This is a genomic window from Nocardia huaxiensis, from assembly GCF_013744875.1.
GTDB classification, from domain to species: Bacteria; Actinomycetota; Actinomycetes; order Mycobacteriales; family Mycobacteriaceae; genus Nocardia; species Nocardia huaxiensis.
Genome location: NZ_CP059399.1, coordinates 7,541,166 through 7,555,974, shown reverse-complemented (window position 1 = coordinate 7,555,974; position 14,809 = coordinate 7,541,166). Strand labels below are relative to the sequence as shown.

The window sequence follows — 14,809 nt, the reverse complement described above, 5'->3', positions numbered from 1 at the left end:
CGCGGTTCCTGCGCCGTGCGGTAGCGGTGCCCGGCGCAGGGGGCCGGTCACCGCCGCAGGCGTGTTCGCGTGCGGGGGTCAGTCACACGGCGGATCGTAGGCCAGCTGCGGCAGGTAGCGTTCCCACAGCTCCGGCGTCCAGAGTTCACCGGTGACCGCGCAGGCGCGATCGATGGCGTGCTGAACATCCAAGTCCCACAGGCGAATTTCACCGCCGAGGGTGGCTCCGGCGAGGATTCTGTCCCCGGGGCCGAAGCCGATCGCCCAGGAGGCCGGTCCGGGATCCACGATGGGACTGCCGATCCGGGTCGGGTTGGCGCGATCGGTGTAGTCCCAGAGCTGGACGGTGGAGTCGCCGCCGCCGGTGAGCATGGTCCGGCCATCGGCGCTGAATTCGATGGCGCCCACCGAGATCGGGTTCGTGGTGACCGCCGCACCGAGCCGGGCGGGCCGTGCGGGGTCGCTGATGTCCCAGTTCTGCAGTGACGATCCGTCCGCGACGAGCATGGTCGCCAGGTCCGGGGTGAAGGTGATGTTCAGGAATGGCGATCCGGCCGGTGCCCGCAGGAGTTCGCCGAGCGTGCGAGGGTGTGCGGGATCGGCGATGTCCCAGAGGGTTGCCTCGAAGCCGTCCGAGTCCGCGAGCCCGAAGGAACCGCCCGAGGTGACCGCGATCGTCCTGTTGCCGGGCCCGAAGACCACCCAGGGACTGCGCCACACTGTCGTGATCGTCGTGCCGATCGGCGCCGGATGGGCGAGATCGGACAGGTCCCAGAGCTGGATGGTCCGCTCGCCGTCGGTGGTGGCCATGAACTTCCAGTCGGGACTGAGCATCCACCGCGAATACTTCTCGGACTGCTGCCACGTGCCGAGCTGCCGGATGTGCGCCGGATCGGAGAGGTCCAGCAGGATCGCCGTGGTGCTGAAGTCGTTGACCACTAGAGTGCGGCCATCCGGGGAGAGAGTGAAGTTGTAGAGCTCCGGTTCCAGCCGGTGCTCGCCGATTCGCAATGGCGTCAGCGGGTTTCGCGCATCCCAGACGGTGATCCGGCCGTCGGTCGACGCGGTGACCATGCGTTGTCCGGTGCTGTCGAACATGGGTGCCGCGGTCCAGCCCGCATGTCCGTCGAGCACGGTCGTGGGCAGTGACCACACGATGAGGGCGCCCCCGCTGCTCACGCCGGTCAGGGTGGCGCCGTCGGGACCGAAGGTCAGCCAGCTGGGCTTGTCTTCGCACGGTTTCGAGGTTCCGCGCCAATGGCACACGGCCGGGCCGAGTGTCAGATTTCCGCCGATGCGGGTGGGCGAGCCGAGTTCCACGATGTTCCACAGCGCCGCGCCGTCGTCGGTCCCGGCGGCCAGTACCCGGCTGTCCGGGCTGAACGCGAGTCCGTGACCTCCGGATTCACCGGTTTCCAGGATGGGGCCGGGAGTTCGCGGGTGGGTGGGGTCGCTGATATCCCAGATCTGCACCTTGCCCGAGTCTCGCCCGAGCGGGAGCATCGAGGAATTGCCGGTGCCGATCGCCAGCAGCCGGCCGTCCGGGCTGAAGGCGGCCTCCCGGATCCCCGTCGACGGCCCGCGCAGTTCGCCGGGAATTCTCGCCGGAGCGGAAGGGGCGGACACGTTCCACAACTGGACGGTGTCGAACGAATCCGTGGTGCTGGGCCGGATGACGGCCAGTGTCTTGCGGTCGGCGCTCAGTTCCAGAGTTCCGAATACCATCGGCGCCTGTCCATTCGACACCGGCCAGGCGCGTCCCGGAATCGGCGCCGCGGGCACGGTGATATCCCACAACTGAAGGTGGCTGGCGGTCAGGACTGCCAGGGTCCGGCCGTCCGCGAGGAAAACCGCCTCGTCCGGCTGGCCGGCTTCGGTGTCGTGCAGCGTGGCCAGTTCACGGGGATTCTCGAGGTCGCGAATGTCCCAGAGCCGTGTTTTCCATTGGTAGGTGCTCCAGTTCGTTTCCGGGGTGGCCATCAGTGTGCCGTCGGGGCTGAAGGTTGCGCTTTGGACATCCGGGATGGGCTGTCCGAGCTTCCGCGGGTGCAGCGGATCCTGCATATCCCACAGCTGGAGTGCTTCGGAGCCGATCGACGCCAGCGCCCGGCCGCCGGGAACGTAGCCGGCCCACTGGCCCGGCTCGGTGTGGCCGGATAGGGACTTCGCGAGCGGAATATGCTGTGTCTGGAGCAGTTTGGCTTCGACATCGGGGTCTCCGGGACGCAGCTCGTGCGCTACCAGATACAGCTGCGCCGACAGTGCCGGATTCGAGGTCCACTGCCGGTTCGCCTCCGCCACCACCGCGGCGAAGGTCCGATCCGCGCGCTGCTCCCGGACGGAGCGCGTCTGCGTATAGGTGGCGAAACCCAGGATGAGCAGCACCACGCCCAGCAGCGCGAGTATCGCCTTCCCCCTGGAGGATCGGCGTTGCGCGTGGTCGCGAGCCGCTGTGCTCGCCGCCAGGAACTCGTGGGCGGGCGAACCGGCAGGCAGCGCGCCGGTGTTGTCCAGCGCCTGCTGCAATCGTGCCCCGCTGTAGAGTAGGGAAGGTTCGCGATCCTTCGAATTCCATTCCACGGCATCGGTTTCCGTGCGCTGACGCACCAGGTATCCGACGCGGTCGGAGTCGATCCAGCCGCGAAGCCGGGGCCAGGAACTGAGAACGATCTCGTGGGTCAGCGTGACGGCGTCGGCGTCCAAGGAGACGAGACGGGCGGCGGAGAGCAATTCCAGTGCGGCGGTGGCGTCCTCGACCGTCGCCGCTCGGCGCAGCAGTTCCGCGCGATTACCCGGCCGCCGGGTGTCCCGCGAATCCTGGCCCACCGCAACCAATGCCAGCAAGATGTCGTGCGCGGCTTCCTGCTGTGGAGGCGTGAGTTCGTTCCATGCGTTCTCGGCGGTCTCGGCGACCGAGCCGACCACCCCGCCCGCCTTGCGGTAGCCGGATACGGTGAGGCGGCGGCCTTCTCGGTGCTGCCAGGTGGCGGCCATGACGTGGGAGAGCAGGGGGAGTGCGCCGGGGTCGTAGCCGCGATGGTCGTGTGCGGCCTCGGCTCCGCACAGTTCGGTGATGACGAGTTCTTCCAAGCCGGTCTCGAGTTCGAGTCCGGCGGCTCGGGCGGGGCCGGAAATGGCTTGTGCCAGTTCGTCCATGCGCATCGGGCCGAGCAGGTAGCTGCGATGTTCGAGGGTGTCCTGGAGGACGGGGTAGCTCAGGCAGTGGCCGTAGAAGTCGGCGCGCACGGCGAGGACCACGGTGACCGGTTGCTCGGCGCGGGTGGCGCAGTCGTGCAGGGCGGTAAGGAATTCGGCGCGTTCGGGTTCGCTGTCGCAGGTGGTGAAGAGTTCTTCGAACTGGTCGATCAGGAGCAGGTGTGCCGGGACGACGCCGCTGCCCGCACCGGGGTTTTCAGTGGCCGCGCGCAAGGCGGTCACAGGATGTGTGCCGGGGGTGAATGCGGTGACGTTCCAGTCGGTGAGCGACGGGGCCAGGCCGGCTGCCAGCAGTGAGGACTTCCCGGCCCCCGACGCGCCGACCACCGCGACGATTCTGGTTGCGCTGCCCGCGGTTTCGCGGACCAGGGCGGTGAGTTCGGCGGTGTTGCGGGTGCGGCCGAAGAACAGGTGGCGATCTCGCGGGCCGTAGGAGGTGAGGCCGGGGTAGGGGCAGGCGGATTCGGTGTCGGCGTCGGGGTCCCAGGTGGTGGCGGCGTGCCAGAGGCGTTGCCATTCGCGGGTTTCCGCTAGTTCGCGGGCCAGGGGTGTGCCTGATTTCCGGGCCAGGTCGATGAGGGTGAGGACCACCGGAAGCAGGGATTCGAAGCGGGCGGGGACATTTCGGCCCGCCTTCCAATCGCTGATGCGCTGGGCGGAGGCCCCGCCGGCGCGGTTGCCGTGGGCGGCGCGCATGCGGTTCTCGGCAGCGGTGGCTACCCGGCGCAGGGTGGGATTGCCCGCGGCTGCGTAGAGTTCGGCGAAGCGGCGGGCGAAATCGGCTCGGGGAGAGGTTGTTCGCACGTCGGTGGTGCTGTCGTCGGTCATCCTGAACCGTCCGGCATTCGATAGTCCCCCGCAGGCATGAGGTCAATCTAGCGTTCGGCCGGGTGCGCCGGAAATATTCCTGCGCGGGTGGCGGATTCGGTCAGCGCAGTGGCCGGGCTTCCAGGATGCTGTCGGCGGAGGCGGTGGGTACCAGGCGGGTGAGCGCGAATCCGCTGCGGGCCAGCAGGTTTCCGTACTCGTCGCGGGTGCGTTCGCGGCCGGTGGCATTGACGAGCATTTCCAGGTCGATGAACTTGGACGCATGTGGGCGGCGGTGGGCGGGCAGCACCATTTCGATGAGCAGGACGCTGGCTTCCGGGTCCATGGCCGCGCGCACGGTGCGCAGGATCTGTTCGGCTTCGGCATCGGACCAGTCGTGAATGATGTGTTTGAGGATGTAGGCGTCGCCGCCCTTGGGTGCGGTGTCGAAGAACGAGCCGGTTTCCACGGCGAGGCAGTCGGTGAGTTCGTGCTCGGCGATGCGATCGGCCAGTCCCGCAACGACTTCGGGTAGATCGAAGATGATGCCGCGCGCCGCCTCGGTGTGGCGCAGGATTTCGATGAGCAGGCTGCCGTGGCCCGCGCCGATGTCCACGATGGTGGGGAAGCGGCCGAAATCGTAGGCGGCCAGCAGGGGTGCGATGGACAGGTTGCCGACGCTGGTCATGGCGCGGTCGAACAGGTCGCCGATATCGCGGTGCAGGGCGGTGTATTCGAAAAAGGTCATGCCGTCGAGGTCGGGGGCGACGGGTCGGCCGGTGCGCACGGCCTCGGCGAGGTGCGACCAGTGGCCGCGGTGGTAGTCGGATCCGAAGAACTGGAACAGGTCGCGCAGCGAGACCGCGCTGTCGGAGCGCAGGCCCTGCGAGATCCGGGTGAGGGCGTAGCGGCCGTCGGCGCGCTGCTCGAAGACGTCGTAGGAGATGAGCAGCCGCATGAGCCGTCGTACTCCGTCCTCGTTCGCGCCGATCATGCGCGCGAGGTCGGCCGGTTGCCGGGGACCGGTGGCCAGGGCGTCGGCAATGCCGAGTGTGGCCGCGGCGCTGACGGCCTGGGCGAGGAAGCCCGCCATCTGCATCTCGCGCAGTGCGACATGGCCCGGTACCAGACGCCGGTGCAGCGCGGCGAGACCGGTGCGGAGCCGGTCGACCGCGCGCAGGACCGGCAGCGGTGGCACTTTCGGTGATGCGGACGCCATGGCTACTCCCGGGGGTGTGCGGCGACTGCGGTGCCCCGAGGTTACGTCGGACCGCCCGGTGACACGCCGCTAACCTGCGGGTTCAGTGGATTCGAGATTGTGGGTCATGCGTTCGAGGACCGAGACCGCGATGCGGTATTCCTCGGCGGAGATGCCGCGGGCCGACAGTTCGCGGAAGTCGGCGATGGCGGTCTCGACCTGTCCGAGGCGGGTGCGGCCGCTCTCGGTGAGGGCGAGCCGGTCGCTGCCGGGCCGGTGCACCCAGCCGTCACCGAGGACGAGTTCGATGGTGGCGGTGAGGCTTTCGGTGCCGCCCATCTCCCGCATGGCCGAGAGCACCGCGGTGTCGGACACGTCCCGGCCGTCGCGGACGACATTGAGGACCTGCCAGGCGAGCCGGGTCAGCCCGAACTCGCCGAGCATGGTGTCCATGTAGGTGGTGAGAGCGCGGTCGGTGCGATTGAGCCAGTAGCCGAGCGGTTTCATGAGAGTTCCTTTCTCCCAGCGGGTTTCAGTGGTTCCCGGAGGCGGCGTGCCGGGGCAGCAGGCGGACCGGCAGCAGGCACAGGGCGGTGATGGCCGCGACCGTCAGCAGAGCGGCGGTGACGCCGGTGGTGTGGAAGTAGACGGTGGTGACCGCGGCCGCGCCGAGACTGTTGGCGAGTTGCTGCACGGCGGACAGTGATCCGCTGGCGCTGCCGGATTCGGCGGGGTCGATATCGCCGAGGGTGACGCGGTAGATGCTGCCGAAGCAGGAACCCAGCCCGAGGCCGGTGAGCAGGACGGGCGGGACCAGAGTCCAGCCGGTGGGGTCGGTGACGGTGACCAGCGCGAGCAGGCTGAGCACACCCGCCAGCGTGAGGGTGAGCCCGAGCAGAACGAACCTGCGGCCCAGCCGTTCCAGCAGCTGGTGCGCCGCGATGGAGGCGACGATGATGCCGGCCGCGATCGGCGTCATGCCGAGGGCGGTCTGAGTCGGATTGCGGTGCAGTACATCCTGTAGGTACAGCGACAGCACGAACAGCAGCCCGGAGGTGGCGGCGTAGTAGACGAGCCCGAGCAGCAGCCCGGCGGTGAACCCGCGATTGCGCAGCAGCGACGGTTCCAGCAGTGGCGCGGCGGCCCTGCGCTGGCGCAGTCCGAACAGCAGGAAGAAGAGCAGCCCGGTGAGGACGGAGAGGACGGGCCGCGCGGTCCACCCGTGCGCCGGACCGTCGATGAGACCGTAGAGCGCGCCCACCATGGCGGCGGCGAGCAGCACCGACCCGAGACCGTCGACGGTGACGGCGCGGTCGCCGGAATCCCGGGGCAGCAGCCGCACGGCCAGGGTGATGGCCAGCCCGCCGAGGGCGATATTGATGAGGAACATCGAACGCCAGCCCAGACCGAAAAGGTTTGCGTCGATGAGGAATCCGGCGAGGATGGGTCCGCCGATGGCGGACAGTCCGAGCGCCGGGGCGAAGACGCCGAAGGCTTTGCCGAGTTCGTCGCGGGGGAAGACCGCGCCGAGGATGCCGAAGCCCTGCGGGATCAGCAGCGCGCCGAATCCACCCTGCAGGACGCGGAAGACGATGATGGAGGCGGGATCGAAGGCCAGCCCGCAGGCGATGGACGCGAGCGTGAACCCGATGATCCCGATGAGGAACAGCCGGCGTCGCCCGAACTTGTCGCCGAGCCGCCCGCCGACTACGAGCAGCACGCCCATGGTGAGTGCGTAGGAGGCGCCGAGCCATTGCACGAGCGCCGGGCCACCACCCAGATCGGTGGCAATGGTCGGCGCGGCAATGGTGGTGATGGTGGAGTCGAGCAGGTCGAGAATCGCCGCGAAGAGGATGACGGCGAGAATGGCCCAGCGGGCGCGCATCTCGGCGCGCGGATCGGCCATCAGTGTGGACATGTGAGATGCCTTGGGGGAGGGGCCTCGCCGCGTGTGCGAGACCGGAATCAGTTGCGGGAGAAGGCCGCCGCGTGCTCACGCACCCATTGATCGAAGCGGCGGGCGGGGGTGCCGAGCAGGGACTCGGTGGTGTCGGCGACGGGCATCGGCGCCGTGGTGGCGGTGGCCCAGTAGTCGAGCAGCGAGCCGACGAAGACCGGCGGCATGTGCTGCGCCATCTGCTGTTCGGCGTCGGCGCGGGTGATGAGTTGCATGGGGATATCGCGGCCGAGAATCTCGGAGACGAGGGCGAGCTGTTCGCGGAAGCTGAGCAGCTCGGGACCGGTGACGGTGAACGTGCGGCCGCGCAGCGCATCCCCGGTGAGCGCGGCGACGGCGATGTCGGCGATATCGCCGGGATGCACGACAGCCATGGCGGCCTCCGGGTAGGCGTGCTGAATCGGCAGATCGTTGCCGATGAAGTGGGCCCAGCCGAGCGTATTGGTGGCGAAGCTGTCGGGCCGCAGCACGGTCACCGTGAGATCCGAAGCGGCAAGCGCCTTTTCGACGGCGAGATTGTGCATGGCGAGCGGGCTGGTCTCGGCATCGGGCGACAGCACGGCCGAAGTGGACAGCAGGACGACATGTTCGACACCGGCCTGCCGCGCGGCGGCGATGAAGGCGTCGATGCCCGCGGGTTCGGGGTAGAGGAAGACCTGGGTGACGCCGTCGAGCGCGGCCTCGAAGGTCTCGGGAGAGTCGAGGCGCAACTCGGCGGCCTCGACCCCGGCGGGCACGCTGAGCGCGGACGGATCGGCACTGGCGGCGCGAACAGGCAGCCCGGCGGTATGCAGCTGCGCGAGGACAGCCTGGCCGATCTTGCCGCGGGCACCGGTAACGAGCGTGGACATGAGGGATCTCCAATCGAGAGCGGAAGTCTGAGACCAGCGAGTGGCTGACGTGCCTTCGGGGGTTCGGGGCGAAGCCCCTGAGATCCCCCGGGAGTGGGTATTACATGCTCGCTGACAAATAGATGATGTCATGCACATAAATGACTGTCAACACATATCTTCGGTCAAGCATGCAGTTACCATGTGCACATGACCGCGAAGGACCGGCGGAACGCCGAGGACCTGCTGAATGCCGTCGGCCCGGCCTTCAGCAAGCTGCGCCGCACCTCCCTGCTGGAGGTCGAGAACCCCATCTCGGCCAAGGACCTGAGCCGCACCCTGGTGCTCAATATGGTCCTCGAGCACGCGAAGGAATCGGAGGTCACCGTCGGCATGGTGGCCGAGCTGCTGGGCGTGGACCCGTCGGTGGCCAGCCGCATGGTGAGCGACAACATCAAGGCCGGCTATCTGAAGCGCGCAGCCTCCCAGGAGGACGGCCGCCGCACCGTCCTCGAGCTGAGCCCCGAGGGCCTCGACCTCATGGCGCGTTTCCGCAGGCATCAGCGCGACGCCTACGACTACATCACCGCCGACTGGTCCGAGGACGACCGCCTCGAATTCGCCCGCCTCATGCTGAAATACGTGGATTCGCTGGCGGGGCTGAAGGAACGCGGTCTGGCCAGGGACGCCTGACCGCGTCGGTGGTCAGGACGGTGTGGCCAGAGCGAACGGTAGAACGGCGGGCGCTCCGGCCGCGCGCAGTGTGCGCGCCGCCATGGTCAGCGTCCAGCCGGTGTCGGTGAGGGTGTCGATGAGCAGGATCGGCCCGTCCACATCGCTGAGATCCGGTGTCTCCCAGGCATTGTGCAGCGCGGCCACGCGGTGCGCCGAGTTCACCGCCGAGACCGGCCCCAGACCGGGCCGCGTGTGCAGCACACCGAGATCGCGCAGCCGCCCGACCTGCGCGAGCCGCGCGGCCAGTGAGGCGGCGAGGATCGGATGCGTGGCGGCCTCCATGGCCATGACCGCGGTCGGCCGTTGCGCCCAATCCCATTCGCGCAGCACGGTGGTGCAGGCGCGGAAGACCTCGTCGGGCACCGGTGCGTCGGGTGCGTCCAGCAGGGCGCGCAGCCGCTGCCCCCAACCGAGATCGCTGAGCCGCCCGAGCACCCGTCCGGTGTCCGCGCCGTCGGAGATCTTGCCGGACAACGAGATTCCCAGCTTCGCCATACCGGTGGGCCACTGCTTGCGCGGCGCGAGGTCGATGCCGGGGCGATCCAGCCGGGTGCGAATGGCGGTGAGCGAGTCCGTATCCACGGCGGTGTCCAGCTGCGTCCCGGTGCAGTTGTCACAGCGTCCGCAGCCGGGCGATTCGGCCGTCAGCCCCGGATCGTCGAGTTGCCGCCGCAGGAAGTTCATCCGGCATTCGGACGTCGACTGATAGTCGATCATGGCTTGCTGCTCGGCATTTCGCGCCACGGCCAGCCGTTCGTAGCGTTCGGTGTCGTACACCCACGGCTCCCCGGTGGCGATCCACCCGCCGCGCACCCGCCGCACCGCCCCGTCCACATCGAGCACCTTGAGCACCATTTCCAGCCGCGAGCGATTGAGCTCCACCAGCGGTTCCAGCGCGGCCGTCGACATGGCCCGATCGAAATCCAGGGCCTCCAGCACCGAGCGCACAATGTGCTCACGCGGGAAGGCGACCGAGGCGAAGTAGCTCCAGATCTGCCGATCCTCCGGCCCCGGCAGCAGCACCACTTCGGCGCGTTCGGTGCCGCGCCCGGCACGTCCGACCTGCTGGTAGTAGGAGATCGGCGAGGACGGCGCACCCACGTGCACCACGAATCCGAGATCGGGCTTGTCGAACCCCATGCCCAGCGCGGAGGTGGCGATGAGTGCCTTCACCTCGTTGTTCAACAGGGCGAGTTCGAGGGCTTCGCGCTCGGCCGGGTCGGTCTGCCCGGTGTACGCGGCCACCGTATGACCGTGCGAATTCAGCACATCGGCCAGATCATGCGCGGCGGCCACGGTCAGCGCGTACACGATTCCGGAGCCCGGCAATTCCCGCAGATGCTCGCTCAACCAGGCTGTTCGCTGCACGGCGTCGGGAATCCGGACCACGCTCAAATGCAACGATTCCCGATCCAGCGTGCCCCGCAGCACCAGCGTGTCCGTCCCGATCTGCGTGGCCACATCCGCCACCACCCGGTCATTGGCGGTGGCCGTGGTGGCCAGCACCGGCACATCCGACCCGAGATCTGCGATCAACGTCCGAATCCGCCGGTAATCCGGCCGGAAGTCATGCCCCCAATCCGACACGCAGTGCGCCTCGTCGATCACGACGAGCCCCGCGTCCGCGGCCAGCTTGGGCAGCACCGCATCCCGGAAGTCCGGATTGTTCAACCGCTCCGGACTGACCAGCAGCACATCCACATCCCCCGCCGCCACCCGCGCGTGAATGTCGTCCCACTCGGTGACGTTCCCCGAATTGATGGTCGCCGCAACAACTCCGGCCCGCTCGGCCGCGCTCACCTGGTTGCGCATGAGCGCCAGCAAGGGCGACACGATGACGGTCGGCCCCCGCCCCTGCGCCCGCAACAGTTTCGCGGAGATGAAGTACACGGCCGACTTACCCCACCCCGTCCGCTGCACCACCAGTGCCCGCCGCCGCTGCACCACCAGCGCCTCGATGGCCACCCACTGATCCTCCCGCAGCCGGGCTCCCGCCCCCGCCAGCTCCCGCAGTAGCCGCTCGGCATCCTCCCGCAGGTCACCGGGGAGAGCCGTCCTGGTCTGTGCATCGGTCGAGGTCACGCGCTCCATCGTGCCCGACCCCACCGACACCGCAGCCCTCGGCACCGAACTCGCACCCCGACACACCCCTGAATTCAGAGCCGGGCCGACGGCAGCACACCACCGTCGGCCCGCCTCCTCACCCCTTCACGCACAGCACCTGCCGCAGCGTGGCCACGACATCGACCAGATCCCCCTGCGCCTCGATCACCGCGTCGATGTCCTTGTACGCGGCCGGAATCTCATCCAGCACCCCGATGTCCTTCCGCGACTCGACGCCCTCGGTCTGCGCCACCAGATCAGCCACGGTGAACTGCCGCTTGGCCGCACTCCGGCTCATCCGCCGCCCCGCCCCATGCGAAGCGGACTGATAGGACGCCGGATTTCCCTTCCCGCGAACCACATACGACCGAGTCCCCATGGACCCCGGAATCAATGCCAGGTCCCCGTCCCCCGCCCGCACCGCACCCTTGCGCGTCACGAGCATGGGAATCCCGTCGATGACCTCCTCGGCCACATAGTTGTGGTGGCATGAGATGGGCTCGTCGAACCCGACTTCCAGGCCCGCGAACTCGTCCCGCACGGCCTTGCACACGAGCGCCAGCATGACAGCGCGATTCCGCGCAGCGTATTCCTGCGCCCACATCAGATCCCGCCGGTAAGCGTCCATCTCCGAGGTATTCGCCAGAAACACCGCCAGATCCCGGTCCACCAGATTCTGGTTGTGCGGCAGTGCCCGCGCGATAGCCATATGCCGCTCGGCTAGTTCTTTTCCGATATTCCGGCTCCCGGAGTGCAGCAGAATCCAGACATTCCCCTCCAAATCCAGACAAACCTCGCAGAAGTGATTCCCGCCGCCCAGCGTCCCGATCTGCTTGTGCGCCTTGGATTCCAGCGACTGCACACCCTCGTGCAGCGACCCGAACGACTTCCAGAACTTCTCCCAGCCGGCGCGCATGGTGGTCCCCGCGCTGCGCTGACCGGACACCTCGGCATTGAGCCGGTGCACATTCACCGGATCGTCATGCTTGGCGAACCCGACGGGCACCGCCGCCTCGATCCGCGACCGCAGCGACCGCAGATCATCGGGCAGCTGGGCGGCCGTCAGTGAGGTGCGCACGGCTTCCATCCCGCATCCGATATCGACGCCGACGGCCGCGGGCGCGACGGCATCCTTCATGGCGATGACAGAGCCGACCGTGGCGCCCTTACCGAGGTGCACGTCCGGCATGACGCGCACACCGTGCACCCATTCCAGCCGTGAGATATTCCGAAGCTGCTGCAGCGCAGCAGGTTCGATCTCGTGCTCGTGGGCCCACATGAGCGTCTGCGCCTTCGCTCCGCGCAGCTCGACGGGAAACATCTCCGGTCCTTCCTCTTTCCTACAGTCATCTCACCGTAGGGACCGGAGGTCGCGGTGCGCACCCCATTTTCGCGATGCGCACCGCGGATGAATCGTTCAGGGCTCGACGAAGTCGGCGTCGAGGGCGCAGAGTTTCCATTCGCCGTTGCGGCGGACCATGGTGCCGGTGTAGTCGATGTCCTTGAAGTACTGCTTGTATTTTTCGGGGACGTTGGTGAAAGCCTCGTGGAAGACGAAAGTGGCTGCGTTGGGGTCGGTTTGGGTTACGCCGGTGATGGTGTTGGTGAAGCCGGCGTTCTTTACTTCGGTGGCGAGGGATTTGTCGTATTGGGGGGTGTAGTGGGTGACTATTTCGTCTATGGCGTCGGCGGTTTCGGGGCAGACGAGGGTGCGGAAGCCTTCCCAGTCGCGGGCGTTGGAGGTGGCGGCTATGGCGCGGGTGGTGCGGAGCAGGTCGGGGTCGAGGGTGGTGGGGTCGGCGGGGGTGAGGGCGCGGTCGGGGGCGTTGAAGACCAGCGGGGCGGCGAAGGGGCGGTAGCCGGTGGCGGACAGGTGGGTTTCCATGGCGCGGCGCCAGCTGCCGTCGGCGATCATCATGCGGATGGCGGAGGTGATGCGGGCCTGTAGGTCGATGTCGCCCTTGCGGATTCCTACGCCGTAGCGTTCGCGGGTGAAGCGGTGGCCGACGAGTTTGAGGGTGCCGACGTGTTCGGCGGCGAAACCGGCGAGGATGACGTCGTCGGTGCTGACGGCGTCGACGGTGCCGGCGATGAGGTCGGCGACGCAGCGGTCGTAGGTGTCGCGGGTGGACAGTTCGACGCTGCGGGCGAAGCTGCGGCGGATCTTCTCCGCGGAGGTGGAACCCTCTGCGGTGCAGACGGTTCTGCCGTTGAGGTCCTCGGGGCGGGTGATGCCCCTCTCGCTCTGCCGCACCAGAAGGTCCTGTCCGGCAAGCAGATACGGTCCGGCGAAGGACACCAGCTGCTGGCGTCCGGCGGTGATGGAGTAGGAGGCGACGACGAAATCGACTGTGCCGGAGTTCAGCAGGTTCTCACGCTGGTCGGAGCGGGCCTCCCGCCAGGTGATGTGCTCGGGTTGCACGCCGAGCTTGCCGGCGATGTAAACGGCGGTGTCCACGTCGAAGCCCCGCGGTTTGCCGTCGGGGCCGCGGGTGGACAGGCCGGGCTGGTCGAATTTGATGCCGATGGTGAGGGTGCGCGGCGGTGGTGCGGGCGCCGCGGTGTCCGGCCGGGTCTCCTGCCCGCAGGAGGCGAGTACCAGACCGGCCGTGATCGCGGCCGTGCGGACAACACGTTTCATCGATCCGATCTCCTGACTGGGTATGGCAGGGACAGCGGCCGGCGCGGCGGCTCGCCGCGAATCAGCCGGGGACACTTCAGGGTTGAACGAAATCGGCGGAGAGTTGGCACAGCTTCCACTGGCCGTCGCGGCGTTCCATGACGCCGGTGTAGTCGATGTCCGCGAAGTACCGGCGGTACTTGTCCGGCACGTTCGTGAAGGCTTCGCGGGCGAGGAAAGCGGCCGCGTCGGACCCGGTCTGCTGGATGCCGGTGACGGTGGTGACGAATCCCGCGTCGGCCAGCTCCGGTCCGAGGCGCTCGTCGTAGCGCGGGGTGTTCCGCATGACGAAGCGGTCGATGTCGTCCTTGGCTTCGGGGCAGGTGAGCTGGCCGAACGCCTCCCAGTCCTGCTTGTTGAAGTTCTCGACGAGCGAGTCGACGGCTGTCACCAGATCCTGGTCGAGGTCCGCCGGGTCTCCCGCGGTGACTGTCTTGTCGGGCGCGTTGAACACCGCCGGCGCGGGTTGTGGCTGATACCCCTCCGGTGTGAGGTGCGTGCTGATGGACTTCTCCCACGACCCGTCGGCGATCATGTCCCGGATGGCCTGGGTGATCTTGCCCTGTAGCCCGGTGTCGCCCTTCTTGATGCCGACGCCGTAGCGTTCCTTGGTGAACCGGTATCCGGTGAGCCGCAGTCGGTCCGGGTGCTGGGCGGCGTAGCCGGCGAGGATGACGTCGTCGGTGCTGACGGCGTCCACGGTCCCGGCCAGCAGATCGTCGACGCAGGCCGAATAGCCTTCGCGGGTGGTGAGATTCACCTCCGGGGTGAAGGCGCGCAGATTGTCGGCGGCGGTGGTGCCCTGGGCGGTGCAGACGCTGCGCCCGCCGAGGTCCTCGGGCCGGTTGATGCTCGGGTCGTCCTTGCGCACCAGCAGGTCCTGTCCGGTCACCAGGTAGGGTCCGGCGAAGGTCACCCGTTCCATGCGCCCGGTGGTGATCGAGTAGGTGGCGACGACGAAATCGACTGCGCCGGAGGTCAATACCTGCTCGCGCTGGTCGGGCGCGACTTCCTTCCAGGTGATCTTCTCCGGGAGTGCGCCGAGCTTGTCGGCGATGTAGCGGGCGGTGTCCGCGTCGAAGCCCTGTGGCTTGCCGCCGGAGTCCATTACCGACAGGCCGGGTTGGTGGTAGGCGATGCCGATGGTGAGGGCGGGTTTCCCGGTCGCCATGGACGGGCTTCGGGTGCCGTCCGTGCCGCAGGCGGCGGTCAGGGCCAGCCCGGCCGTCAGGGCGGCGGCGAGGATCGCGCGCGTCATCGAATCTGATCTCCTGTCTGCTGCT

10 protein-coding genes are annotated in these 14,809 nt (G+C 68.1%); 1 reads left to right on the top strand and 9 read right to left on the bottom strand.

The features are described 5' to 3' along the window. Positions 1 to 78: 78 nt before the first annotated feature. The 5 genes from H0264_RS34615 to H0264_RS34595 form a co-directional block, all read right to left on the bottom strand. Entirely contained in the window at positions 79 to 4,044 is a 3,966-nt protein-coding gene (locus H0264_RS34615; RefSeq protein WP_181581431.1) for an nSTAND1 domain-containing NTPase, read from the bottom strand. Between the two features lie 100 nt (positions 4,045 to 4,144). After that, positions 4,145 to 5,242, bottom strand: a complete 1,098-nt coding sequence (locus H0264_RS34610) for a methyltransferase (protein WP_181581430.1) — start codon at positions 5,240 to 5,242, stop codon at positions 4,145 to 4,147. Between the two features lie 69 nt (positions 5,243 to 5,311). Beyond that, positions 5,312 to 5,728: a MarR family winged helix-turn-helix transcriptional regulator gene (locus H0264_RS34605; RefSeq protein WP_181581429.1), complete on the bottom strand. Its 417-nt coding sequence runs from the start codon at positions 5,726 to 5,728 to the stop codon at positions 5,312 to 5,314. Positions 5,729 to 5,753: 25 nt separating this feature from the next. Next, complete coding sequence (locus tag H0264_RS34600; protein WP_181581428.1) at positions 5,754 to 7,139, bottom strand: MFS transporter; 1,386 nt, start codon at positions 7,137 to 7,139, stop codon at positions 5,754 to 5,756. Between the two features lie 47 nt (positions 7,140 to 7,186). Further along, the gene (locus tag H0264_RS34595) at positions 7,187 to 8,029 is read right to left on the bottom strand and encodes an SDR family oxidoreductase (RefSeq protein ID WP_181581427.1); all 843 of its coding nucleotides are present in this window, start codon (positions 8,027 to 8,029) and stop codon (positions 7,187 to 7,189) included. A gap of 189 nt (positions 8,030 to 8,218) precedes the next feature. Here H0264_RS34595 and H0264_RS34590 point away from each other — a divergent pair, with 189 nt between their 5' ends. Then, on the top strand, positions 8,219 to 8,701 hold the full coding sequence (locus H0264_RS34590) for a MarR family winged helix-turn-helix transcriptional regulator (protein ID WP_181581426.1): 483 nt from the start codon (positions 8,219 to 8,221) through the stop codon (positions 8,699 to 8,701). A gap of 12 nt (positions 8,702 to 8,713) precedes the next feature. Here the strand turns inward: H0264_RS34590 and H0264_RS34585 are convergent, their stop codons facing one another. The 4 genes from H0264_RS34585 to H0264_RS34570 form a co-directional block, all read right to left on the bottom strand. Continuing rightward, a complete protein-coding gene (locus tag H0264_RS34585; protein WP_181581425.1) occupies positions 8,714 to 10,834 on the bottom strand; it encodes a RecQ family ATP-dependent DNA helicase in 2,121 nt (706 codons plus the stop codon). 109 nt (positions 10,835 to 10,943) lie between these two features. Then, positions 10,944 to 12,167 carry an RtcB family protein gene (locus H0264_RS34580; RefSeq protein ID WP_181581424.1) on the bottom strand — a complete coding sequence of 408 codons (1,224 nt, stop codon included), beginning with the start codon at positions 12,165 to 12,167 and terminating at the stop codon, positions 10,944 to 10,946. Positions 12,168 to 12,263: 96 nt separating this feature from the next. Next, the gene (locus H0264_RS34575; RefSeq protein WP_181581423.1) at positions 12,264 to 13,487 is read right to left on the bottom strand and encodes a glutamate ABC transporter substrate-binding protein; all 1,224 of its coding nucleotides are present in this window, start codon (positions 13,485 to 13,487) and stop codon (positions 12,264 to 12,266) included. A gap of 76 nt (positions 13,488 to 13,563) precedes the next feature. Beyond that, positions 13,564 to 14,784, bottom strand: a complete 1,221-nt coding sequence (locus tag H0264_RS34570) for a glutamate ABC transporter substrate-binding protein (RefSeq protein ID WP_181581422.1) — start codon at positions 14,782 to 14,784, stop codon at positions 13,564 to 13,566. Between the last annotated feature and the right edge of the window lie 25 nt (positions 14,785 to 14,809).

Excerpts from the sequence above, each read along its gene's own strand:
- H0264_RS34615 (WP_181581431.1), bottom strand. The coding sequence starts at position 4,044 with ATGACCGACGACAGCACCACCGACGTGCGAACAACCTCTCCCCGAGCC.
- H0264_RS34610 (WP_181581430.1), bottom strand. The coding sequence starts at position 5,242 with ATGGCGTCCGCATCACCGAAAGTGCCACCGCTGCCGGTCCTGCGCGCG.
- H0264_RS34605 (WP_181581429.1), bottom strand. The coding sequence starts at position 5,728 with ATGAAACCGCTCGGCTACTGGCTCAATCGCACCGACCGCGCTCTCACC.
- H0264_RS34600 (WP_181581428.1), bottom strand. The coding sequence starts at position 7,139 with ATGTCCACACTGATGGCCGATCCGCGCGCCGAGATGCGCGCCCGCTGG.
- H0264_RS34595 (WP_181581427.1), bottom strand. The coding sequence starts at position 8,029 with ATGTCCACGCTCGTTACCGGTGCCCGCGGCAAGATCGGCCAGGCTGTC.
- H0264_RS34590 (WP_181581426.1), top strand. The coding sequence starts at position 8,219 with ATGACCGCGAAGGACCGGCGGAACGCCGAGGACCTGCTGAATGCCGTC.
- H0264_RS34585 (WP_181581425.1), bottom strand. The coding sequence starts at position 10,834 with ATGGAGCGCGTGACCTCGACCGATGCACAGACCAGGACGGCTCTCCCC.
- H0264_RS34580 (WP_181581424.1), bottom strand. The coding sequence starts at position 12,167 with ATGTTTCCCGTCGAGCTGCGCGGAGCGAAGGCGCAGACGCTCATGTGG.
- H0264_RS34575 (WP_181581423.1), bottom strand. The coding sequence starts at position 13,487 with ATGAAACGTGTTGTCCGCACGGCCGCGATCACGGCCGGTCTGGTACTC.
- H0264_RS34570 (WP_181581422.1), bottom strand. The coding sequence starts at position 14,784 with ATGACGCGCGCGATCCTCGCCGCCGCCCTGACGGCCGGGCTGGCCCTG.